We start from the raw sequence: 21,813 nt of genomic DNA, 5'->3' as shown, positions 1-21,813 counted from the left end.
TCCTGTGCGGACAAGGTTGATCTTGGTCGACAACCTCATCTAGCAGGAGCTTCACTCATTCACCGCCCACATCCGTCGCCCGCGACGAACCCGTGACCTGCACAGTCAGGTTGGAATGGGCTCACTGAGCAAGGTCTTGCTCAACATGAGCTTCCGCAAGCAGCTCGGCAGCGTCCCGCTCAGTCGCCTCGACGCTAGCTCGACGGATAGACCTGGGACCCGTCCGGTAGACGTACAGGGGGTACCGGAAGCGCCACGGAGAATTCTTCACCGCCGTAAAGCGATTCGTAGAAGATCTCCAGCCCCAGGCGACGACGAATGAGGTTCCAGAAATCACCGTGGAGACTCACGTCAAAGTCGTTCAGTTCGAGCAGATAGCGCTCGTCCCCCGCCGGAAGTGCGTAGCCCGTTGTGAAAGTAGAGGCACCCGGCACGGGGTCGAGTCCTTCGCGAAATCCGTTGACCACCGCCTCGTTCCACTCACCTATCGCGTCTCCGTCGAGAGTGACCACGCTCCTGCTGATGATCGCGGACCCCAAACCGCAATTGACCAGCACGACTCCAGTCCGGCCGCCTTGCTTCCTGCTGACCTTGAGTCGAAGCAGCGGGCGGATCGACTCGCGGTTATGTCGCCTGATTGCCCGGCTTTCCTGGAGGGACACGAGAAGCGAGAGGATGGCGATCAAAGTGGCACTGACGGCGGTGATGGTGCTGGCGTCCACATGATCCTCCCAGGATCGGAGTCGAGCCTCACCAGTATGACTGGGCAGCGAGCACTTCGGTTCCGGTGGATCGGCCGGGCATGCAAAGGCGGCCTGCCGGTGATTCAGTTGACGCCTATTTCGGGTGGTCCGAAATAGGTGTTGAATCAACTGATCGGGAAACCGGGTGCTGGTGTGCGGTGAGTGCCGGGCTCAGTAGGCTTGGGGCATGCGGATTGTCGCGGTTGCCGATACGCACACCTTTCATCGGGAGCTTGTCGTCCCCGAAGGGGACGTCTTCGTGCATGCGGGTGATCTGTGCCGGCGCGGTAAGGATCTCGGGGAGCTTGAGGACGCCGCTGACTGGATGCACGGCCTTCCGCATCGGACGAAGGTTGTTGTCGCGGGCAATCACGACTGGATGTTCATGGACACGCCTGAGCGTGCTCGTGCCGTGTTGGCCGATCGTGGTATCTGCTACCTGGAGGACAGCGGGGCGGAGATCGACGGGGTCACGTTCTGGGGCAGCCCGTGGCAGCCGGAGTTCAATGAGTGGGCGTTCAATCTGCCTCGGGGACGCGCCCTTGCGGAGAAGTGGGCCCTGATTCCGGACGTTGTTGATGTCTTGGTCACGCACGGGCCGCCGCTTGGGATCGGTGACGCGAACGCCTACCCCGGGCGGCACGGTTGTGAAGATCTGCTGGCCCGAGTGCGGCAGGTGCATCCCAGGCTTCACCTGTTCGGTCACATTCACCAGGATGGCGGGCTCTGGCGCCGCGACGGGACGACCTTCGCCAATGTCACCACGTGGGAGTGCGAGCGCGGTCCCACCGTTGTGCGGCTGGAGGACTCGGGCGCCGTGGGCGAGGTAGTGCCGTCGGCGCGCAACCCGGCTTGATGCGCACGCTGCGGAGCGTGCAGGTCAGACGGCTACTTCCGAAAAGCGGATGACGACCTTCCCGCTGCCGATCGACTTGATGGTGATGTTCAGGTTCGCCTCCTGAGCCTCGTGATCGTCCAGCGGAACGGTGATCTCGGTTGCGGCGACGGTGAGGGTCACTCGGGTGGGCTCGGTGAGCAGGAGTTCGACGTCGCGGCCCAGGACGGTGGCGGTGGAGGGGCCTCGTCGGTCGAAGGTCACCGTGCAGGGGCTCTTGGCGCGGCCGATGACGGTGTGCGCGCACTCGACCTTGGCGTTCTCGGTACCTGCGCCGCAGGCGGCGGTACCGAGGGCCAGGACGGCGAGTGGGAGGGCGGTCAGCGGCTTCAGCCGGGGCGCGATCATTCGCCGAACTCTAGCGGGGGTGGTTTGCTTTGTTCGCTCTTGCCCCGTTGAGAAAGGTCAGCGGATCGTTTCGCCGGTTTGTGGGTTGTGGGTCACCAAGTCGTGCTTCCGGGCCAGCGTCACCATGTCCTGTAGGGCGCTCGCTTCGGTGCTGAAGGGCAGGGTCAGCGATACGAAGTAGTCCGCTAGATCTTTGCGTCCCCATGGTTGTCGCCAGTCCAGGTCAGGCGCCCACGGGGAGATTCGGTCTGCTAGGTCTGGCCAGCGGGCCAGTAGTTCCGTGCGGAAGCGCTCGACCTCTGGGGCCGGGACCACGTCTTCGTCGGCGAGCCGGTCGCAGATCTCGTCAGGTTCACCGGCGGCCGACTTCCAGAAGTATAGGTCGTAGGACATCTGTGCAGCATGTCAGGCGGCGCGGACAAAAGGCTGAGGCGGACCATGGTTCTGGGGGCTGTCTGGTCGGGGGCGGGTGGTTTCTGCCGGTGGGCGCGGTTAGGACGTTGCCGCCATCACCGCGGCGGTCAGGGCTGCTATCGCGCAGATTACGGCTATGGCCGTGAACGCCAGGCGGTAGGGGTATTGCTCGGCCTTGGTTATTAGGCCGGGGTACATTTCGGCGAATCTCTTGGGGGCTACTGGGTGGTCGTAGCCGCTGCAGGGCACTCCTAGTTCGGCTACCAGGAGGTCTAGGTCCTCGCGTTTGAAGGCGGCGCCCGAGACTCTGATTAGTAGGTTGCGCTGGGCGTCCAGGATGAACAGGCTTTCGCCGGACGCTCCGCGGGGCGCGGTGATCGTGGCGCGGACGATCTCGGCTGCTTGTGCGCGTGGACGGTGCTGCTGGGAGAACACGCCTCGTACGACTATCTCTTGCGGCGTCAGGACGATCCGCGCGCGGAGAAGGCTTGCGATCCCGAGGACGGCCAGCGCGGTGAACAGCACGGCCACGAACGGGGCGAACGCCGTTGGGGCGTCGCCTATCAGGATCGCGGCGACGATGCTCGCACCGGCGACCACCAGGACGGCCACGACGATCAGTCCTGCGCGGACGTCCGGCCGCAGGACGAGGTCACTCTCGCGGACGCTCATCTCACCCCTTTCCTCGACTTCCCATGAGCCTGCCGCATCAACGCGGTGCTCCAGCCGTGGGGGTAGGTCAGTGGCCTGTGGGAGGGCGGTCGGCTTCGGGCCAGAGATTGTTGCGGGCGAGTGTCGATTTGGGGCGGCGGCGTTCGTGTGGGGGGTGAGAGGTCGAACTCGAGGAGGCGTCATGGGGAAGATCGTGCTGGTTGAGCACCTGTCGCTGGACGGGGTCATGCAGGCGCCCGCCGGGGCCGATGAGGACGTCCGGGGCGGGTTCGCGCGTGGCGGGTGGGCCATCCCGGGGAACGACCAGGTCATGGGGGACGTGCTCGCGCGGGGACGGGACGGCGGCGGCGCGCTGCTGTTCGGCCGCCGGACGTACGAACAGTTCCACGGGTACTGGCCGAAGCAGACGGACAACCCGTTCACCGATGTGCTGAACAAGTCCACGAAGTACGTCGTCTCGCGGACGTTGCGGGAGCCGCTGCCCTGGGTCAACTCGGTGCTGATCGGCGATGTCGGGGACGTCGGCCAGATCGAGGAGGGGCTCACCGTGCTGGGGAGCGGGGTGCTCGCGCAGGAGCTCATGCGGCGCGGGCTCGTCGACGAGTGGCTGCTGATGGTCCATCCGGTGGTGCTGGGCGCGGGACGGCGGCTCTTCGAGGGGGTCGAGACGGAGTTGCGGTTGGTGGAGTCGGTGACGACGACCACCGGGGTAGTCATCGTGAGGTACGAGAAGGAGGAAGCATGAAGCTCTACGCGCTCAACATGATCCAGCCTGTGGGCGAGCCGCCGCCGCCGGAGGTCCTTGACAAGGTGATGGCGGATATCGCGGAGATCCGGCACGACCTGGAGATGCAGGAGTCGTGGGTGTTCGGGCGGGGCTTCCACGGTCCCGAGGCGAGCACGATGGTCCGGTGCCGGGGGGAGGAACTCGTCGCCACGGACGGGCCCTGGACGGAGGGTAAGGAGCACATCGGCGGCATCACGATCATCCAGGTGGAGGATCTGGACGCGGCGCTGAAGGTCGCGGCCCGGTTCTGCAAGGCGACGGGCTTGCCGATGGAGGTGCGGCCGTTCCAGGGTGAGGTGTGATCGAGCGGGTCTTCCGGGAGGAGCACGGGCGGGCGGTGGCCGTCCTGGCCCGGGCCTTCGGTGATCTCGACATCGCCGAGGAGGCGGTGCAGGACGCGTTCGTGGAGGCGGTCCGCAGGTGGCCGTCGGACGGGACGCCGCCCAGCCCGGCCGGCTGGATCATCACCACGGCGCGGAACAAGGCGATCGACCGGCTGCGCCGGGAGGCTCTGCGGGACGGGAAGCACGCGCAGGCCGCGCTGCTGCACGAAGGCGATCCGGTCGAGGTGGGCGGGGTGGAGGACGATCGGCTGCGGCTGATCTTCACGTGCTGCCATCCGGCACTGGCGATGCGGGCGCGGGTCGCGTTGACGTTGCGGCTGCTGGGCGGGCTGACGACGGCCGACATCGCGCGGGCGTTCCTCGTGCCGGAGGCGACGATGGCGCAGCGGCTCGTGAGGGCGAAAGGCAAGATCCGGGACGCGCGGATTCCCTACCGGGTGCCTGAGGAAGCCGAGCTTCCGCAGCGGCTCTCCGGGGTGCTCGCCGTCATTTATCTCGTGTTCAACGAAGGGTATGCGGGGCGGGGCGAACTCAGCGCCGAGGCCATCAGGCTGGGGAGGGTTCTCTCGGAACTCATGCCGGACGAGCCTGAAGTGCTGGGGTTGCTGGCGCTCATGCTCCTCGTGGAGTCGCGTAAGGCCGCCCGCATCAACAATGGCGAACTGGTCCTGCTCGGCGAGCAGGATCGTGGGTTGTGGGATCGCGGGCTCGTGGACGAAGGGCAGGCGCTCGTCCGGCGGTGTCTGGAGATCAACCGTCCTGGGCCGTACCAGATTCAGGCGGCCATCAACGCCGTGCACAGTGATGCGGCGAGCGCGCAGGACACGAAGTGGGGCCAGATTCTGCAGTTGTACGACCAGTTGATGGTCGTGGCGCCCACTCCCGTGGCCGCGCTGAACAGGGCCGTGGCGGTGGCCGAGATCGACGGGCCCGAGGCCGGTCTCGCGCTCGTGAACACGCTGGATCTCGACCGGTACTACCTGTTCCACGCGGTCCGCGCCGACCTGCTGCGGCGGCTCGGGCGGAACGCGGAGGCCGCGGAGGCTTACGCCGCGGCCATCGCGCGTACCGGGAACGAGAGCGAGCGGGCCTTTCTCGAGAAGCGGCGGCGCGGTGTGCGACTGTGAAAGGGCTCAGGCGCGTCCGGCCGGCTGTGGAATCGGCGCGACCGGGGCGGTCGGGGCAGGCGTCCTGTTGAAGGTCTGACCGGCGACCAAGGCGCCCAGGGCGATGGTGAATCCGATGACCTGCCAGAAAGTGAGGGTCTGGCCGAGGATCAGCAGGCCCGCCATTGTCGCCACCATCGGATTGGTCAGGCCGAGCAGCGACACCGACGTCGGGGCCAGGCGGTCGATTCCGCGGAACCACAGCGCGTACGCGATCGCGGTGCCGACGATTCCGAGGTAAGTGAAGCCCAGCACGTTCTCACCCGTGATGGACGATGGGACGCCCTCGGTGAGCAGCGTCAGCGGCAGCAGCGCCAGGCCGCCGACCGTGAGCTGCCAACCGGTCATGACCAGCGGCGATTCTGGACGTCCCCACTTCTTCGCCAGGACGATCGCGACGGCCATGAGGGACGTCGCGGTGAGCATGGCGGCGATGCCGAGCGGGTCGAGGCGGGCGTCGGCGGTCAGGGTCAACAGCGCGACGCCGCCGGTTCCGGCGAGTGCCGACAGCAGGACGGCACGGGCCGGCCGGACCCGCAGCATGCCGAGCGACAGCAGCGCCACGACCAGCGGCTGCACGGAGCCGATGGTCGCGGCGACCCCGCCGGGCAGCCGGTAGGCGGCGAAGAAGATCAGCGGGAAGAAGGCGCCGAAGTTCAGCATGCCGAGGACGACCGACTTCCACCACCAGTCGCCGCGCGGCAGGCGCCGGGTGACGGCGAGCAGGACGAGTCCGGCGGGCAGGGCGCGCAGGGTGGCGGCCAGCATGGGGCGGTCGGCGGGCAGGAGGGTGGTCGTGACGACGTAGGTGGTGCCCCAGCTCGCGGGCGCGAAGGCGGCGAGGCCGAGGTCGGAGGCGTAGCGGGCGCGCGGCGTCCGCGGGGCCGCGAGAGCGGTCACGGGAATCACCTCAACGGAGCGTCGGGGGGACAGATACATGAACGAGAAGTATCTGAACGTTGAGATTATTCCCGTTGAAGCAGTTCCTCGACTGTTCAGGTGCGCAGGCGGCTGACCTCGTACAGGGCGATGCCGGCGGCGACGCCGGCGTTCAGCGACTCGGCCCGTCCCGGCATCGGGATCGTGACCAGCATGTCGCAGGTGTCGGCGACCAGCCGTCCGAGCCCCTTACCCTCCGAGCCCACGACCAGCACGAACGGGCCGGACGCGATCTCCAGGTCGCCGACGGTCACGCCGCCGCGGGCGTCCAGCCCGGCGACGAAGCAGCCCGCCTTCTGGTACGCCTTGAGCTGCCGCGCCAGGTTCGTGGCCTGCGCGACGGGACACGTCGCGAGCGTCCCGGCGGACGACTTCCACGCGCCCGCGGTGACCCCGGCGGCGCGCCGCTCCGGGACGACGACGCCGGTCGCGCCGAACGCGGCGGCGGAGCGGACGATCGCGCCGAGGTTGCGCGGGTCGGTGATCCCGTCGACCGCGACGATCAGCGGGGCGGTGCCCTTGAGCAGGTCGTCCGGGTGCGCGTACCGGTACGGCTTGACCTGCAGCGCGATGCCCTGGTGGACGGCGCCGTCCGTCAGCCGGTCGAGCTCGTTCTTGCCGGTCTCCAGCAGCGGGACGCCGCGGTCGGCGGCCAGCTGGATCGACTCCCGGACCCGCTCGTCGGTGCTGGACATCACGTACAGCGCCGTGCCCGGAACGCCCGCGCGCAGCGCCTCGACGACCGGGTTCCGGCCCGTGACGAGCTCGGGGACCTCGCCGTTCGCGCGCCGCGCCCCGGCCGGACGTCCACCGGCGGCCGGCCCGGCGGCGGGCTTCGGGCGCCCGCCGGGGCCGAGCGTCGGCGTGCCGGTGCGCTTGGCGTTCTTGACGGCGCGGGCCTTCTGGCGCTTGCCGTGCCAGTGCCGGTCCTCGGCCTTGGGAGTGGGTCCCTTGCCCTTGCGCTTGGCCATTGTCCGTTACGCCCCTCGCGATGACGATTGCGTGCTCGCTCGCCCTCGCGGCTGCCGGGGCGGCTCCGATCTCAGCGGGACGGCGACGCCACCCCCGCGAACGTTCGATTTTATCCGGCGCCGGACGCCGCTCAGTCCCGCTTCAGCTCCCAGCGGGGGCCCTGCGGGGTGTCCTCGACGAGGATTCCGGCGTCCGCAAGGCTGTCGCGGATCGCGTCGGCGGCCGCGTAGTCCTTCCGCGCTCGCGCCGCCTGCCGCTGCTCCAGCGCCACACCCACCAGGGCGTCCACGACGGGACGGAGGTCTTCCTCGCCCGTACGGCTCCACTGCGGCGACAGCGGGTCGATGCCGAGGACGTCCGCCATCGCCCGCACGGACGCCAGCGCGTCCCGCACCGCGTCCTGGTCGCCGGCGGCGAGGGCGCTGTTCCCCTCCCGGACGGTCTCGTGCAGCACCGCGAGCGCCTGCGGGACGCCCAGGTCGTCGTCCAGCACCGTGGCGAACTCGGACGGCACCGAGGAGGGCGGCACCGCGCCCACCAGCTCGGAGGCCCGCGTGACGAACCCCTCTATGCGCTGGTAGGCGGAGACGGCCTCGGCCAAGGCGGCGTCGGTGTAGTCCATGAGCGACCGGTAGTGCGCCGAGGCCAGGTAGTAGCGCACCTCCACCGGACGGGCCTTGCCCAGCAGATCCGGCAGCAGGACGACGTTGCCGACCGATTTGCTCATCTTCTCGCCGTCCACGGTGAGGAGCCCGTTGTGCAGCCAGTAGCGGGCGAACCCGTCACCGGCGGCACGGGACTGGGCGATCTCGTTCTCGTGGTGCGGGAAGATCAGGTCGACGCCGCCGCCGTGGATGTCGAACGTCGGGCCGAGGTACTTCGTCGCCATCGCGGAGCATTCGAGGTGCCAGCCGGGGCGCCCGTCGCCCCAGGGCGTCTCCCAGGACGGCTCGCCCGGTTTGGCGCCCTTCCAGAGCGCGAAGTCGCGCGGGTCGCGCTTGGCGTCCTCGTTGGGGGTGTCGCCGGTGGGCCGCATGTTGTCCAGCCGCTGGTTCGACAGCGACCCGTACTCGTCCGCCCACGACTTCACGTCGAAGTACACGTCGCCGCCCGCCGCGTAGGCGTGGCCCTTCTCGATCAGCCGGCGGATCAGCACGATCATCTCCGGGACGTGCCCGGTGGCGCGCGGCTCGACCGTCGGCGGCAGGCAGCCGAGCAGGTCGTAGCCCTGGGTGAAGGTGCGCTGGTTGCCCTCGGCGACCGCGAACCACGGGACGTCCCGCTCCGCCGCCACCGCGATGATCTTGTCGTCGACGTCGGTGACGTTGCGGGCGAACGTCACCTCGTAGCCGGACGCGCGCAGCCAGCGCAGCAGCACGTCGTAGATGACGCCCGAGCGGAGGTGCCCGATGTGCGGTGATGCCTGCGGGGTCGCACCGCACACGTACATCCCCACGCGGCCCTCTTCGAGGGGCTCGAACGTGCGGACGCTACGGGTGCCGGTGTCGTAAAAGCGCAGACTCACAGGGACCAGGCTATTGGATCGGCGCGCGGCCGCGCCGTGCATTGCGCGGCGCGGCCCCATGCCGTCGGGTCACGCCTTCGCGAACACCGCGTCCAGCCGGGCCGCGAACGCCTCGGCCTCGGCGCCGAAACCGCCGTGGTCGCCCGGGTAGACCTCGGCGGACGTCCCGAGGCGCTCGGCGAGCGCGACGGCCGCCCGGTGCGGCGGCTCGCCGCCGGACTGCTCCCCCGCCGCGACGACGACCGGGACGGACGACCCGCGCAGCGCCTCGACGTCGAGCGCGTGCCGCCCGAATCCCGGCACCTCGTACCCGGCGAAGAAGTCGGTGTTCTTCTCGAACCGCGCGAACATCTCCAGCATCTCCGGGGACGGGGGCTCCTGCGGTGCCTCTCCCGCCTCCGGGGACTCGTCGCCGCCGGTCATGCCCATCGCGGCGGCGAAGACGCCCATGGCGGGGCCGGCGCCGCCGTCCCGGTAGGCGCGCTCCACGTCCGCGATGACCGACTCCCAGTGCGCCGCGTCCGGCAGCAGCCCGAACAGCGGCGGCTCGTGCGCGATCAGCGCCCGCACCTGCTCCGGATGCCGCACCGCCAGCTCCAGCCCGATCTGCGCCCCCGAACTGTTGCCGAACACGAACGCGGGCTGGTCGGTCACCGCGGCGAGCAGCCGGGACGCGTCGTCGGCGTGCTCCGCGACGCTCTGCACCGACGGCGGCCCGGACAGCGGGCTGCGCGAGTTGCCGCGCCGGTCGTAGGTGACGACCGTGTACCGGTCGGCGAGCAACCCGGCGAGACCGGCATATCCGGCCGCGTCGTAGATACCGCCGCAGATCAGCAGCAGCACCGGTCCGGCACCGCGCATCTCGTAATGCAGGCTCGCACCGGGGACATCAAGCGTCTTCATTGTTCTCTCCCTTGAGTCGAACGGCGCGGGATTCGAGGTAGCGGCGCTCCGGCAGGCTGGTCGTGCGCCGCGCCGCCTCCCGGTAGGCGTCCCGCGCCGCCTCCGGGTCTCCGGCCATGTCCAGCAGATGGGCGCGGACGGCCGCGAGCCGGTGGTGGCCCGACACGCGGTCGTCGCCGTCCAGCGTCCGCAGCAGGTCCAGCCCGGCCGACGGCCCGGAGACCATCGCCAGGGCGACCGCCTCGTTCAGCGTCACCATGGGGTTCGGCGACAGGTGCGCCAGCAGCCGGTACAGCGCGAGGACCTGCGCCCAGTCGGTGTCCTCCGGGCGCCGCGCCTCCGCGTGGACGGCGGCGATCGCGGCCTGCACCTGGTACGGGCCGGGCGGCGACCAGGTGAGCGCGTCGGTGATCAGCGCCGTGCCCTCCTCGATGGCGTCCCGCCGCCAGAGCGTCCGGTCCTGCTCGGTGAGCGGGATCAGCAGCCCGCCGCGGCCCGTCCGCGCCGGGCGGCGGGCGTCGGTGAGCAGCATCAGCGCGAGCAGGCCCGCGGCCTCGCCGTCGCCCGGCAGCAGCCGGTGCAGCGCCCGCGCCAGCCGGATCGCCTCCGCCGTCAGGTCGGCGCGCTGCAGGTCCGGCCCGCTGGAGGCCGTGTACCCCTCGTTGAAGATCAGGTACAGGACGTGCAGGACGGCCCGCAGCCGCTCGCCCCGCTCCCCGGCCGGCGGGAGGGCGAACCGCGCCCCCGCCGCCCGGATCTTCTGCTTGGCGCGGCTGACCCGCTGCGCCATCGTCGCCTCGGGGACGAGGAACGCCCGCGCGATCTGCGCGGTCGTCAGGCCGCCCACCGCGCGCAGCGTCAGCGCGACCTGCGAGGGCGGCGACAGCGCCGGATGGCAGCACAGGAACAGCAGGGTCAGCGTGTCGTCCCGGTCGCCGGGGCGCTCCCCGTCCGGCCCCGGCCCCTCGATCTCCTGCGCGAGCACCGCGTCCCGGGCGAACACGGCGGCCTCGCGGTCGCGGCGGGCCCGCTCGCTGCGCCACTGGTCGGTGAGCCGCCGCGTCGCGACGGTCAGCAGCCAGCCGCGCGGGTGCTCCGGGACGCCGTCCCCCGGCCACTGCACGGCGGCGGCGAGCAGCGCCTCCTGCACGGCGTCCTCGCAGGCGTCGAAGGCGCCGTGCCGCCGCACGAGCGTGCCGAGGACCTGCGGCGCGAGCGTGCGCAGCAGGTCCTCGACGGCCGGGGGCGTCCTCACATCTCCGTCCCGGCGCCGTCCATGATCGCCCGCACCTCCATGCGCCCGCCGTACCGGACGTCCGGCCAGCGGGAGGCGATCTCCACGGCCCGCTCCTCCGACTCGACGTCGACGGTGAGGTGGCCGGCGAAGTGCTCCTTGGCCTCCAGGAACGGCCCGTCGGTCACGGCCGGCTGACCGTCCGCGCCCGCCCGGACGGTCTTCGTCCGGGACGGGTCGGCGAGCGCGTCCCCGCCGACCATCTCCCCCGACTCGGTCAGTTCCCGCATGATCGCGTCGACCTCGCCGAACAGCGCCTCGCGCTCGGCCTCCGTCAGCTCCTCCACGAAGCCGGGACGGTTGTAGATCAGCAGCATGTACTTCATGGTCCACTCCTTGTCCTGAGCAGCCACGACGGCCACTCGTCACAGAACGATCGGAGCGGTGGGCGGGTTCTCGACATCCCCCGCGAAAGATTCTTCAGGCAGATCCGGAGAGGTCCCGGAGCCGGTGGCACACCGCCGCGAACGCCAGCGCGTCCGGCGTCTGGGAGGCGACCGCCGTCAGGTCCGGCCGGCCGGTCCGCGCGTGCACGGTCACCATGCCGTTGTCGATCGCCACGTCGCGGACCTCCTTCCACGGGAGCCGCTCGCCGTCCTTCTCGACGCCGTCGAGGTCGACGGTGAACGGGCCGAGGCGCACGGACTCGCGCGCCCGGACCGCCTCCAGGCGGCGCGGGACGATCCGGGCCGTCACCTCCTCCGCGACGGCCACCCCCAGCGTCCGGACGTCCGGGATGTCGTCTTCGAGGCGCAGGACGCGGCCGTCGTCCGCCACGACCGTGAAGCACCACCGGACCCGCGGGCCCCGGGACCGGCCCGAAACGGTCACCGAGGCCAGCTCGTCCCACGTGTAGCCGGCCTCGCCGCCCGGTCCGGTGAGCGACAGGCCCCCGGTGTAGAGGCGGGCGACCCGGTGGCGGAGGCGCGGGCGGTCGCGGCCCGCGATCCAGCCGGCGGCGGCCGCGTAGCCCATCGAGAGCAGCAGCGCCGGGACGCCCACCCACCACGCGCGCTCGTGCAGGTAGACGACGGCCGCCGGGATCAGCGACAGCGACGCCAGGCCCAGCAGGCCCAGCCACGCCCACGTGCGGCGGCCCGCGGCCCGGCCGTCGAAGATCCGGATCGGCTCGCCCAGCCGGCCGGGCGGGCGGTCATGAGGCCACGCCATGCCGCGCTACCCGGCCGTTCGGGTCCGCGTTCCGTCCACGAACCAGCCGTACGGCATCGCAGCCTCCCCTCGGGATGTCGTCGTCCATACCGTACGTCTCCCCCCTTATGGTGCGCAGCGACAATGTGATCACCAAGAAGTTGCGGTTCGCCTCCGTCCCGGCTGGTTAATCTCGGCTGAGGATCACTCAGGCGCCCTCCCCGGAACGAGACCCCATGCCATCTGATCGCACCCCGCCGTCCTACAGCCGCGGCCAGCGGCGGCTGCTGACCGCCCTCGCCGGCCTCGTCGTCGCCGCGCTCGCGGCCGCCGCGTACGTGCTCACCTACGACGTCCTGCGCGAACTCGCCCTCGCCGGGCGGGTGAGCCGCCGCTGGGCGCCGCTGTACCCGGCGATGGCCGACACCCTCGTCGCGATGACGATCCTGTCGCTGGTCGTCACCCGGGGCGCCCGCTGGTGGACGCGGCTGCTGCGCTGGGCGCTGCTGCTCGTCCTCGCCGCCGGGGGCGCCGCGGCCTCCGTCCAGCACTCGGTGCGGGGGTACGGCTCCCTCCCGGAGGACGCGGTGCGCGCGGGGGTCGCCGTGGCACCGCACGTCATGCTGGTGATCGCGATCTGGCTGTGGCTGACGATGTTCAAGCAGATCCGGGTGGCCCGCCCCGCCGCCGAGGAGGCCGCTCCCGTCGAGACGCAGCGCGGTCACGTGAAGGTGCTGGAGCCGGCCGCGCCGCCGCTCGCGCTGGAGGCCCCGGCGGCCGCCGAGCCGCCGTCCGAGTCCGCCGACGAGGAGCCGCTGATCCCGTTCCTCCCGGAGCCGCCGGTCGAGCACGAGCCCGAGCCCGTCCTGGAGGCCGCCGGTGGAGCCGAGCCGGCGGCTCCGGAGCCCGTCCGGGCCGAGGACACCTCGGACGGCCATGAGATCGCCGGCCGAGCGCCGGAGCGGCAGCAGAACGCCGGCGACGAGCCCCTCGGCTACGGGGGCGGTCTGTCGTCCGAGCCGGCGCCGCCGCTGGACGCGCTGCCGGCGCCGCGGCCGCCGCTCGACCGGGTTCCGGCGCTGCTGCCGACGGACGTCGAACTCGTCCGCGGCCGTGACCGGGAGGACGCCGCCGAGCAGCGTCCGGTGGCGTCCACGACCCGGCCCGACATCGTGATCCCCGGCGCCGACGAGGACCTCCACGACACGCCGCCCGCCGACCGCGCCGAGGACCCCGACGCCGGCGACCCCCCGGCCAAGGACTGGAACCCGCCGCCGTCCGGCAACTTCCGCAGCGGCCCCACCCCGCCCGTCGACTAGCGCGACGGGGCCGGGGAACGGACGGGCATGGGCGCCTTAGGCGCTCGGCTCTTCGACGACGCCGCGCGCTCCCCCACCGGAGGCACGAATCTGCGCGCGGTGGGTCTGATGCCGGACACGGGGGAAGATATGTCTCCATGACGACCGTTTCGTGGGTCGAGGTCGACGAGGATTCCGGGTTCGGCATCGAGAACCTGCCGTACGGGGTCTTCGCACGCCCCGGCGAGCTGCCCCGCGTCGGCGTGGCCATCGGCGACCGCGTCCTCGACCTGGCGGAGATGTCCGCCGCCGGGCTCGTCGAGGACCGGCACTACTTCGCGTCCGGCTCCCTGAACGCCTTCATGGTCGCGGGACGCGCGGCCTGGCGGGCGAACCGCGAGCGGGTCACCGAGCTGCTCACCGACGAGTCCTACCGCGCCCGGGTCGAGCCGCACCTGATCCCCGTCGCGGACGTCGAGCTCCTCCGGCCGTTCGAGGTCGCCGACTACGTCGACTTCTACTCGAACGAGCACCACGCCGTGAACGCGGGACGGATGTTCCGGCCGCACGGCGACCCGCTGACGCCGAACTGGAAGCGGCTGCCGGTCGGCTACCACGGCCGCGCGGGCACCGTGTACCCGTCGGGGACGCCGATCATCCGGCCGTCGGGGCAGCGCCGCGCGTCCGGCGACCCGGAGCCCGCCTACGGCCCCTCGCTCCGCCTGGACTTCGAGGCCGAGGTCGGGTTCGTCGCGGGCGTCCCTTCCCCGGCGGGGCGCGGCGTCCCGGCCGGCGCGTTCCGCGATCACGTGTTCGGGTTCGTGCTGGTCAACGACTGGAGCGCGCGGGACCTGCAGGCGTGGGAGTCGCAGCCGCTCGGGCCGTTCCTCGGCAAGTCGTTCGCGACGTCGGTGTCGTCGTGGGTGGTGCCGGTCGCGGCCCTCGAACCGGCGCGCGTGTCCCCGCCCGTCCAGGACCCGGCGCCGCTGCCCTACCTGCGCTGCGACGAGCCGTGGGGCCTCGACCTGCACCTGGAGGTCCTGATCAACGGCCAGGTGGCGGCGCGACCGCGGTTCGCGTCGATGTACTGGACGCCGCCCCAGCAGCTGGCGCACGCCACGGTGAACGGCGCCCCGCTGCGCACCGGCGACCTGTTCGCGTCCGGCACGGTGTCAGGCCCGGAACGCGACCAGCGCGGCTGCATGCTCGAACTCAGCTGGAACGGCCAGGAGCCGCTGGAACTGCCCGACGGCACCGAGCGCACGTTCCTGGAGGACGGCGACACGGTGACGATCCGGGCCCAGGCCCCGGGCGCCGCCGGCTCCCGCATCGCCCTCGGCGAGGTGACCGGCACCGTCCACCCCGCCCGGCCGTAGCAGACGGCCCTCAGAAGACCAGGGCGGTGGCGACGGCCGCGAGACCCTCGCCTCGGCCCGTCAGGCCCAGGCCGTCCGTCGTGGTGGCGGAGATCGTCACGGGAGCGCCGCCCAGCGCCTCGGTGAGCGTCTTCTCGGCCTCGGCGCGGCGTTTGCCGATCTTGGGACGGTTGCCGATGATCTGGACGGCCACGTTGCCGATGGTGAAGCCCGCCTCGGTGACGCGGCGGGCGACCTCCCGCAGGAGGTCGGTGCCGGACGCACCCGACCAGCGGGGGTCGGCGGTGCCGAAGACGGCACCGAGATCGCCGAGGCCCGAGGCCGACAGGAGCGCGTCGCACGCCGCGTGCGCGGCGACGTCGCCGTCGGAGTGCCCGGCCAGGCCGTGGCCCTCACCGGGCCATTCGAGACCCGCGACCTTGAGGGGGCGCGGGGAGGACGAGAACGGGTGGACGTCGGTTCCGACGCCCACCCGTGGAAGCCGCTCGGTCAACTCGGTCGGCCGCTCAGCTGGCCAGGACCTCGTCGAGCAGGGCCTCTGCCTTGTCCTCGTTGGTCTTCTCGGCGAGCGCCAGCTCACTGACGAGGATCTGGCGTGCCTTCGCGAGCATCCGCTTCTCACCGGCGGACAGACCGCGCTCCTTGTCGCGCCTCCAGAGGTCGCGGACGACCTCGGCGACCTTGTTGACGTCGCCGGACGCGAGCTTCTCAAGGTTCGCCTTGTACCGGCGCGACCAGTTGGTGGGCTCTTCGGTGTAGGGTGCGCGCAGCACCTCGAACACCTTCTCCAGCCCCTCCTGGCCGACGACGTCCCGGACGCCCACGTCCTCGACGTTCTCGACCGGGACCCGCACTGTCAGGTCACCCTTGTCAACCTTCAGAACCAGATAGGTCCTGTCCTCACCCTTGATGGTGCGAGTCTCGATGGCCTCGATCCGAGCAGCCCCATGGTGGGGGTAGACGACGGTGTCGCCGACCTGGAAAGTCATGTGACAAGTACCCCTTCCGCTAGGACCAGGGTAGCACGGAAACGAGCGTGTCCGAACCGGCCTTCCAGACATATGCGCAGGTCAAACCGCATATTGGGGTATTGACAAAGCCCTTTAATGGTGCATCGGCCCCCAGTTCTCCACACTCAGCGTAGCCGAGTGATCACCGGGATCCCATCGAAACGCCATTACCGGTAAGGGGAGCCCTGTTACAAGCATCCGTCCCGCCCGCCGCGCGGATGCGTTCCATACTGGAGGTGAGCATGCCGGGCGGCGCGGGTACGAAGCGCCCGGAAGGCCCCGAATAGGACGGCGGCCCGTGCGGACGCGAGCCCGAGGGGAGGTGCGGCGTGAGGCCGGACGGCGGCGACCCGGAGCCGGACGACTACGGGCTTCCGCACGTCGACGTCGTCGTGCCCGACGACGCCCGCGAGCTCGAGCGGGACATGGCCGCCTACCACCGCGAGGAGCGGCGGCGGCGCCGCAGGCGGCGGCTGCGGCGGCTGGCCGGGCCGGCGACCCGGTTCGGCGTCGCGATCCCGATCATCGCGGGCGCGCTGCTGGTCGCGCTGCTCAGCGGGGTGCTCATGACCGCGTTCGGGCCGCGTCCGGTGCCCCGCCCGACGGGCGTGCAGCTCGCGCCCCGCCCCTCCGCCGACCCCGGCAAGGTCGGCGGCCTGCTGCCGGACCGGGAGGTCGACATCGTCGCGGACGGCCGCAGCTCCACCCCGCTGCGGAACCTGCGGCCCAGCGTGATCGCCATCGTCCCGCCCGCCTACGAGTGCGAGGGCGTGGTGGCCGAGCTCGCGGGCAAGACGCGGCAGTACCGGCTCAACTTCTGGCTCGTCGCCGACCCCCGCCCGGCCGGCGACCGGAAGGCGACGTCGCTGAAGGACCTGCGGGCCTGCGCGGGCACCGCCCACGACGGGTTGCCGATGATCCTGGAGGACCGGGACGGCGTCCTCGCCGCGGCCTACGCCCCCGAGCCCGGCACGCGCGGCCCGACCGGCACCGGCCTCACCGCCGTGTTCGTGCAGCCGGACGGCGTCGTCACCGAGATCGTCCGCGCGCCGCGGCCCGGCCCCGACCTCACCGCCCGCGTCGAGGCCCTCGGCACCGGCTGATCGGCGGACCCGTACCGGCCGCCCCGGATTCGCGCGGCGCGCGGCGCATGGCCAGCCCGTCCGCGAGCATTGTTCAGGCCATGCGCATGCGTGTCGGCGACCCCGAAGACGGATCCGCGGCAGGGTCTCGCTACGCTTCCTCTGGCGTATCTCACGCCGCTCTCACAACTTTTCGATGTCACATCTTCTGATGACTCTTCGCGAGGAGACCGACGCCGTGATCCGAAACAGCCGTCGAGTGGTCGTGCTCGCCGTCGCGGGCGCCGTCGCATTCGCGCCGGTGATCTCCGGCTGCGGCGCCGGCGAGACTCCCCAGTCCGCCTACCCGACCCGCCTGACCGAGGGCGTCAACGTGTCGGTGCCGATGGACAAGCCGAGCTCATCGCAGATCGACCTGCGCAACATGTTCCTGCTGGGCACGGACCCCGGCGGCTCGCTCAAGCCCGGCGACGCGCTGCCGCTCTACGGCGTGATGATCAACCAGGTGCAGGGCCGGGAGGACCGGCTGGTCTCGGTCAGCTCCCCCGCCTTCAGCGGCGCGAAGATCGCGGGCGGCACCATCACGCTGCCGGGCGCCGCACCGGACGGGACGGGCAGCATGGTCCCGCTGCTCGGCAAGCCCGCGAAGGAGACCGCGAGCCCGTCCGCGAGCCCGTCCGCCGGCCCGTCCGGCCAAAGCACGGGGCAGCCGACGGGCGGCACGAGCCCGCAGCCGACGGCCGGGGCGGGCTCCACGCCGAACACGACCGGCACCCCGACGTCGCAGAACACGGCCGGCCCGCAGGAGAGCGGCCTGCCGACGACCCCGCGCCCGGGCGACCAGCCGCTCGTGGTGCTCACCGGCCTGACCGCGAGCGACCTGGTCGCCGGGTCGACCGTCCCCGTGCGGATGCAGTTCGAGAAGGCGGGCGGCGTCGAGTTCCAGGTGCCGATCGCGCCGCGCCAGCAGGACTACGCGACCTACCCACTGGCCACTCCGTCCGAGCAGTCGGCCGGCACCCCCGGCCCGGGTGCGACGGGTCCGCAGGGGAGCCCGAGCCCCGGCGCGTCCGGCGAGCCGGCGCCCGGCACGTCCGAGACCCCGGGCGCGCCCGCGAGCCCCGGCGGTTCCGAGACTCCGGCCGCCGCCGGTCACTGACCGGTCCCGCACAGCGCGGAACGGCCCGTCCGAACCTCGGACGGGCCGTTCTTCTTCGCTGTGCGTCAGGGCTCGAACTTGTAGCCCAGGCCCCGCACGGTCACGATGTACCGCGGCGCGGACGGGGTCTCCTCGATCTTCGCGCGGAGGCGCTTGACGTGCACGTCCAGCGTCTTGGTGTCGCCGACGTAGTCGGCGCCCCACACGCGGTCGATCAGCTGCATCCGGGTCAGGACGCGGCCGGCGTTGCGCAGCAGCACCTCCAGCAGCTCGAACTCCTTCAGCGGCAGCTGGACGGGCTCGCCGCCGACGCTGACGATGTGCCGCTCCACGTCCATCCGGACGGGCCCGGCCTCCAGCGTCGCGGGCGCCGGCTCGTCGGCCTCGCCCTGGCGGCGCAGGACGGCCCGCATCCGTGCGATCAGCTCCCGGGTGGAGAACGGCTTGGTGACGTAGTCGTCGGCGCCGAGCTCCAGCCCGACGACCTTGTCGACCTCGCTGTCCTTCGCGGTCAGCATGATCACCGGCACGTTGGACCTGGCGCGCAGCTCCCGGCACACCTCGGTGCCCGGCAGGCCGGGCAGCATCAGGTCGAGCAGCACGAGGTCGGCACCGTTGCGCTCGAAGATGTCCAGCGCGTCGGGGCCGGTGGCGGCGACCGCCACCTCGAAGCCCTCCTTGCGCAGGTTGTACGACAGTGCGTCGCTGAACGACTCCTCGTCTTCCACGACGAGAACGCGGGTCACGTTTCTGCCTCCCGGGCGATGTCCTGTGGGGGTTGTTCCGCACCTCCGGCGGGACGGGACGGGGCGTCGAGCAGCGGGAGCCGGATCGTGAACGTCGACCCGTGCCCCTCCTTGCTCCACACCGTCACGTCGCCGCCGTGCTTGCCGGTGACGTGCTTGACGATGGCGAGGCCGAGCCCGGTGCCGCCGGTCCGCCGGGAGCGCGCCGGGTCGACCCGGTAGAAGCGCTCGAAGATCCGGCCGATCTCGCCGTCCGGGATGCCGATGCCCTGGTCGGACACGTTGATCTCGACGTGGCCGTCGTCGCGGCGCCGGGTCGACACCACCACGCGGGTGTGCTCGGGGCTGTAGGCGACCGCGTTGTCGACGAGGTTGCGCAGCGCGGTGACGAGCAGCTCCTGGTCGGCGTGGACCCGCAGGTCCTCCTCGCCGCCGGACGCCAGTTCGATGTCCTTCGCGGACGCCTTGAACTGGCAGCGTTCGAACGCCTCCGCCATCACCTCGCCGAGGTCGACCGGCTTCAGGTCGGGCAGCGGCTCGTCCCCCTGGACGCGCGACAGCGTCATCAGGTCCTGGACGAGGTTGTTGAGCCGCACCGACTCGTACTGCATGCGCCCGGCGAACCGGCGGACGGCCTCGGGGTCGTCGGCGGCGCCCTCGACGGTCTCGGCCAGCAGCGACAGCGCGCCGACCGGCGTCTTCAGCTCGTGGCTGACGTTCGCCACGAAGTCGCGCCGTATCGCCTCGGTGCGGTGCATGTCGGTCAGGTCCTCGGCGAGCACGAGGACGAGCCCGTGCGACCCGAGCGGCGCGACCCGCACCGCGAACCAGCGCCCGTCCAGCCGGCTCCGCACGGTCGTCGGGCCCACCTGGATCTCGGTCTCCCGGATCTCCCCGTCCCGGCGGACGAGCCGGGTCATGGCGAGGACCTCGTTCACGACGAGCCGGTCCCCGCTGACGAGGCCGTACGCACGCGCCGCCGAGCTGGCGCGCAGCACCCGGTCCTCGCCGTCCACGACGACGGCCGACGACCGCAGGACGCTCAGCACCGACGCGACGCCCGGGGGCAGCGCCCCCGACGGGGCCGCGGGCGCCGGTATCCGCTGGGACCGCTCGCTCACGCGCACCGCCAATCCAGTTGTGAGCCCGATCGCGAGCCCGGCGAGCCCGGCGAGGCTCGCCACAATCTCGACCTCCACACCTCGGATCGTAAGCGGCTTTCCGGACCACCCTTCCCGGCGGCCCAGGTCAGAGCACTCCGTTAGCCGAAAATTCACCTTCCCCTCCGGGATCGTTCACGGCGACCGGGCAGGCTGTTGCGTGGGCGAATCCGCCCTTCCCCCCGGCCCCCGTTCTCCCGGCAAAAGGACTTCACGTGCGCGACGCCTATCACGAGGAACTCGACTCCCTCACCGACAGCCTGGTGGAGATGACCCGCCTCGTCCGGTCCGCGATGGCCCGCGCGGTGACCGCGCTGCTGGACGCCGACCTGCGGCTGTCGGAGGAGGTCATCAGCGGGGACGAGCACGTCAACAAGATCGACGCGGACATCGAGGCGACGGTCTTCGACCTGATGGCGCGGCAGCAGCCCGTCGCCGGCGACCTGCGCACCCTGATCACCGCGCTGCGGATGAGCGGCGACCTGGAGCGGATGGGCGACCTCGCGGTGCACATCGCCAAGACCGCCCGCCGCCGCCACCCCGAGTCGGCCGTCCCGCCGGAACTGCAGGCCACCGTCCTGGAGATGGGGCAGATCGCCGAGCGGATGATCGCCAAGACGGGCAGCGTGATCGCGTCCCAGGACGTGGAGATGGGCCTCGAACTGGACGCCGACGACGACCAGATGGACCGCCTCCACCGCCGCCTGTTCGACATCCTGCTGTCCCCGAAGTGGAAGCACGGCGTCGAGCCCGCCGTGGACATCACCCTCGCCGGCCGCTACTTCGAACGCTTCGCCGACCACGCCGTCCACGTCGCCGAGAACGTCGTCTACCTGGTGACCGGCCAACGCCCCGAAGAGATCACCGACCTCTCCTAGGCCCTCACCGCGCCGGGCCGCCGGGCCGGCGCGCGCATCTGCAGGAAGGACTACGACGACGGGCCGGCCGGGAGCGCGTCCGGATGCCGGTAACACGGAGAGGAGATGGTCACGCCGATTCGCTGCTCGCTCCGTCCACCTGCAATGGGCCCTTCGAGAACCGCGCCATATCCCTTCTCCGGCGCCGCAACCCGCAACTGCCACACCGCGCCGGGAGGCCGCTAGAACGACATGACTGGTTCACCATCGCCCGGCCCGCCCGCACCTGACGACCTCACCAGAACCAGTCGGGGGAGGCGGAGAGGGCGACCGCGTCCGCCAGGATCGGGGCCACGAGCGCCGTCGCGATCAGTGCGCAGCGGATCATGAACCGTGCGGGGCGCAGGGTGAAGACGGTCGCGATCGTCGCCGTCGCGGGGACGAGGGCGATGGCCAAGAAGATCTTGGCGAACAGGGGGCTGCCCGAGCAGGACGCCTCGGCGCAGGAGTCCGGGCCGCCGGACACCAGGCCGGCCAGCGCCAGGTTGGCCAGCGTCAGCACTCCCCCGAGCACGAACACCAGTGGCAGGGTGAGCCAGGCCCCCAGAGAGATCTCGTTCGTCGCGGGCGGCTGCGTCCCTGCCTGCTGAGTCATCCTCGGCCTCCTGTGCGGTCACGTTCATCGTGGCCTCGGCGGTCGCGGGCGGGGCAGGGGTGCTCGTACTCAGTTCCGGCCGGCGCGATTACTCAGCCGACCGCCGTGCCGCTCCGTACGGCCGTCCTGATCGGCATCGTCGCGGTGACGGCGGGCGTGCGCGTGGGCGACCGGGCCGCTGACCTTTGCGGGGCTCGCGGTGGTCGGCGGCGGGTTCCTCTCCGCGTTCGCGGGGTGAGGGGCCGCGCTGCGGCGGCCCCCCGGCCGGTCACTTCTTGCGGCCGCGCCTCGACTTCTCCTTCTTGGCGTCCTTGGCGGG

Annotated in this window: 25 protein-coding genes; 9 read left to right on the top strand and 16 right to left on the bottom strand. The window is 71.4% G+C overall.

Features of this window, described 5'->3' with window-relative positions; translation table 11 throughout:
* Window positions 1–194: 194 nt before the first annotated feature.
* A complete protein-coding gene (locus E1284_RS24370; RefSeq protein ID WP_131942457.1) occupies window positions 195–722 on the bottom strand; it encodes a hypothetical protein in 528 nt (175 codons plus the stop codon).
* Window positions 723–930: 208 nt separating this feature from the next.
* Here E1284_RS24370 and E1284_RS24365 point away from each other — a divergent pair, with 208 nt between their 5' ends.
* Window positions 931–1,599: a metallophosphatase domain-containing protein gene (locus tag E1284_RS24365; RefSeq protein WP_131942456.1), complete on the top strand. Its 669-nt coding sequence runs from the start codon at window positions 931–933 to the stop codon at window positions 1,597–1,599.
* Between the two features lie 24 nt (window positions 1,600–1,623).
* Here E1284_RS24365 and E1284_RS24360 read toward each other — a convergent pair whose 3' ends face one another.
* From E1284_RS24360 to E1284_RS24350, 3 genes are all read right to left on the bottom strand, one after another.
* Window positions 1,624–1,986, bottom strand: a complete 363-nt coding sequence (locus tag E1284_RS24360; RefSeq protein ID WP_131942455.1) for a hypothetical protein — start codon at window positions 1,984–1,986, stop codon at window positions 1,624–1,626.
* A 57-nt stretch (window positions 1,987–2,043) separates the two neighbouring features.
* Complete coding sequence (locus tag E1284_RS24355; protein ID WP_131942454.1) at window positions 2,044–2,379, bottom strand: hypothetical protein; 336 nt, start codon at window positions 2,377–2,379, stop codon at window positions 2,044–2,046.
* A 99-nt stretch (window positions 2,380–2,478) separates the two neighbouring features.
* A complete protein-coding gene (locus E1284_RS24350; protein WP_131942453.1) occupies window positions 2,479–3,072 on the bottom strand; it encodes a hypothetical protein in 594 nt (197 codons plus the stop codon).
* Between the two features lie 181 nt (window positions 3,073–3,253).
* Here E1284_RS24350 and E1284_RS24345 point away from each other — a divergent pair, with 181 nt between their 5' ends.
* From E1284_RS24345 to E1284_RS24335, 3 genes are read left to right on the top strand one after another with little or no spacing between them, the layout of a single operon-like run.
* Window positions 3,254–3,817, top strand: coding sequence for a dihydrofolate reductase family protein (locus E1284_RS24345; protein WP_131942452.1), 564 nt, complete (start codon window positions 3,254–3,256; stop codon window positions 3,815–3,817).
* A complete protein-coding gene (locus tag E1284_RS24340; protein WP_131942451.1) occupies window positions 3,814–4,161 on the top strand; it encodes a YciI family protein in 348 nt (115 codons plus the stop codon). Before E1284_RS24345 ends, E1284_RS24340 begins: the two co-directional genes overlap by 4 nt.
* Entirely contained in the window at window positions 4,158–5,330 is a 1,173-nt protein-coding gene (locus E1284_RS24335) for an RNA polymerase sigma factor (protein WP_131942450.1), read from the top strand. Before E1284_RS24340 ends, E1284_RS24335 begins: the two co-directional genes overlap by 4 nt.
* A gap of 6 nt (window positions 5,331–5,336) precedes the next feature.
* Here E1284_RS24335 and E1284_RS24330 read toward each other — a convergent pair whose 3' ends face one another.
* The 7 genes from E1284_RS24330 to E1284_RS24300 all read right to left on the bottom strand — a co-directional run bounded on the left by E1284_RS24330 (window position 5,337) and on the right by E1284_RS24300 (window position 12,172).
* Window positions 5,337–6,269 (bottom strand): EamA family transporter, encoded by a 933-nt coding sequence (locus E1284_RS24330; RefSeq protein WP_243714718.1) that lies wholly within the window; start codon window positions 6,267–6,269, stop codon window positions 5,337–5,339.
* A 95-nt stretch (window positions 6,270–6,364) separates the two neighbouring features.
* Entirely contained in the window at window positions 6,365–7,279 is a 915-nt protein-coding gene (gene rlmB / locus E1284_RS24325) for a 23S rRNA (guanosine(2251)-2'-O)-methyltransferase RlmB (protein WP_131942448.1), read from the bottom strand.
* Window positions 7,280–7,410: 131 nt separating this feature from the next.
* Window positions 7,411–8,805: a cysteine--tRNA ligase gene (cysS, locus tag E1284_RS24320; protein ID WP_131942447.1), complete on the bottom strand. Its 1,395-nt coding sequence runs from the start codon at window positions 8,803–8,805 to the stop codon at window positions 7,411–7,413.
* A gap of 69 nt (window positions 8,806–8,874) precedes the next feature.
* A complete protein-coding gene (locus E1284_RS24315) occupies window positions 8,875–9,708 on the bottom strand; it encodes an alpha/beta hydrolase (RefSeq protein WP_131942446.1) in 834 nt (277 codons plus the stop codon).
* Window positions 9,695–10,963: an RNA polymerase sigma factor gene (locus tag E1284_RS24310; RefSeq protein ID WP_131942445.1), complete on the bottom strand. Its 1,269-nt coding sequence runs from the start codon at window positions 10,961–10,963 to the stop codon at window positions 9,695–9,697. Before E1284_RS24310 ends, E1284_RS24315 begins: the two co-directional genes overlap by 14 nt.
* On the bottom strand, window positions 10,960–11,328 hold the full coding sequence (locus E1284_RS24305; protein WP_131942444.1) for a YciI family protein: 369 nt from the start codon (window positions 11,326–11,328) through the stop codon (window positions 10,960–10,962). Before E1284_RS24305 ends, E1284_RS24310 begins: the two co-directional genes overlap by 4 nt.
* Before the next feature lie 94 nt (window positions 11,329–11,422).
* Complete coding sequence (locus E1284_RS24300) at window positions 11,423–12,172, bottom strand: DUF6585 family protein (protein WP_131942443.1); 750 nt, start codon at window positions 12,170–12,172, stop codon at window positions 11,423–11,425.
* Between the two features lie 215 nt (window positions 12,173–12,387).
* Between E1284_RS24300 and E1284_RS24295 the strand changes: the two genes are divergently transcribed.
* Window positions 12,388–13,470, top strand: a complete 1,083-nt coding sequence (locus E1284_RS24295; protein ID WP_131942442.1) for a DUF2637 domain-containing protein — start codon at window positions 12,388–12,390, stop codon at window positions 13,468–13,470.
* A gap of 137 nt (window positions 13,471–13,607) precedes the next feature.
* Window positions 13,608–14,825: a fumarylacetoacetase gene (gene fahA / locus E1284_RS24290; RefSeq protein WP_131942441.1), complete on the top strand. Its 1,218-nt coding sequence runs from the start codon at window positions 13,608–13,610 to the stop codon at window positions 14,823–14,825.
* A gap of 10 nt (window positions 14,826–14,835) precedes the next feature.
* Here the strand turns inward: fahA and ispF are convergent, their stop codons facing one another.
* Both ispF and E1284_RS24280 read right to left on the bottom strand, forming a co-directional pair.
* A complete protein-coding gene (gene ispF, locus E1284_RS24285; protein ID WP_131942440.1) occupies window positions 14,836–15,297 on the bottom strand; it encodes a 2-C-methyl-D-erythritol 2,4-cyclodiphosphate synthase in 462 nt (153 codons plus the stop codon).
* A gap of 34 nt (window positions 15,298–15,331) precedes the next feature.
* A complete protein-coding gene (locus E1284_RS24280; protein WP_089328581.1) occupies window positions 15,332–15,814 on the bottom strand; it encodes a CarD family transcriptional regulator in 483 nt (160 codons plus the stop codon).
* Window positions 15,815–16,164: 350 nt separating this feature from the next.
* On the opposite strand from E1284_RS24280, the gene E1284_RS24275 reads away from it, so the two are divergent.
* Both E1284_RS24275 and E1284_RS24270 read left to right on the top strand, forming a co-directional pair.
* A complete protein-coding gene (locus E1284_RS24275) occupies window positions 16,165–16,938 on the top strand; it encodes a hypothetical protein (RefSeq protein WP_131942439.1) in 774 nt (257 codons plus the stop codon).
* Window positions 16,939–17,128: 190 nt separating this feature from the next.
* Window positions 17,129–18,076 (top strand): hypothetical protein, encoded by a 948-nt coding sequence (locus tag E1284_RS24270; protein ID WP_131942438.1) that lies wholly within the window; start codon window positions 17,129–17,131, stop codon window positions 18,074–18,076.
* 65 nt (window positions 18,077–18,141) lie between these two features.
* On the opposite strand, the gene E1284_RS24265 is transcribed toward E1284_RS24270, so the two are convergent.
* Together E1284_RS24265 and E1284_RS24260 are read right to left on the bottom strand one after the other, a co-directional pair.
* The gene (locus tag E1284_RS24265; protein WP_131942437.1) at window positions 18,142–18,822 is read right to left on the bottom strand and encodes a response regulator transcription factor; all 681 of its coding nucleotides are present in this window, start codon (window positions 18,820–18,822) and stop codon (window positions 18,142–18,144) included.
* Complete coding sequence (locus E1284_RS24260) at window positions 18,819–20,021, bottom strand: sensor histidine kinase (protein ID WP_131942436.1); 1,203 nt, start codon at window positions 20,019–20,021, stop codon at window positions 18,819–18,821. Before E1284_RS24260 ends, E1284_RS24265 begins: the two co-directional genes overlap by 4 nt.
* 176 nt (window positions 20,022–20,197) lie before the next feature.
* On the opposite strand from E1284_RS24260, the gene phoU reads away from it, so the two are divergent.
* The gene (gene phoU, locus E1284_RS24255) at window positions 20,198–20,860 is read left to right on the top strand and encodes a phosphate signaling complex protein PhoU (protein ID WP_131942435.1); all 663 of its coding nucleotides are present in this window, start codon (window positions 20,198–20,200) and stop codon (window positions 20,858–20,860) included.
* Window positions 20,861–21,134: 274 nt separating this feature from the next.
* Here the strand turns inward: phoU and E1284_RS24250 are convergent, their stop codons facing one another.
* Window positions 21,135–21,494 (bottom strand): hypothetical protein, encoded by a 360-nt coding sequence (locus tag E1284_RS24250; protein WP_131942434.1) that lies wholly within the window; start codon window positions 21,492–21,494, stop codon window positions 21,135–21,137.
* Window positions 21,495–21,813: the final 319 nt, after the last annotated feature.

The sequence above is a fragment of the Actinomadura bangladeshensis genome (assembly GCF_004348335.1).
GTDB lineage: Bacteria > Actinomycetota > Actinomycetes > Streptosporangiales > Streptosporangiaceae > Spirillospora > Spirillospora bangladeshensis.
The sequence above is the reverse complement of the archived record's forward strand: the minus strand, read 5'-3'. Positions and strand labels throughout refer to the sequence as shown.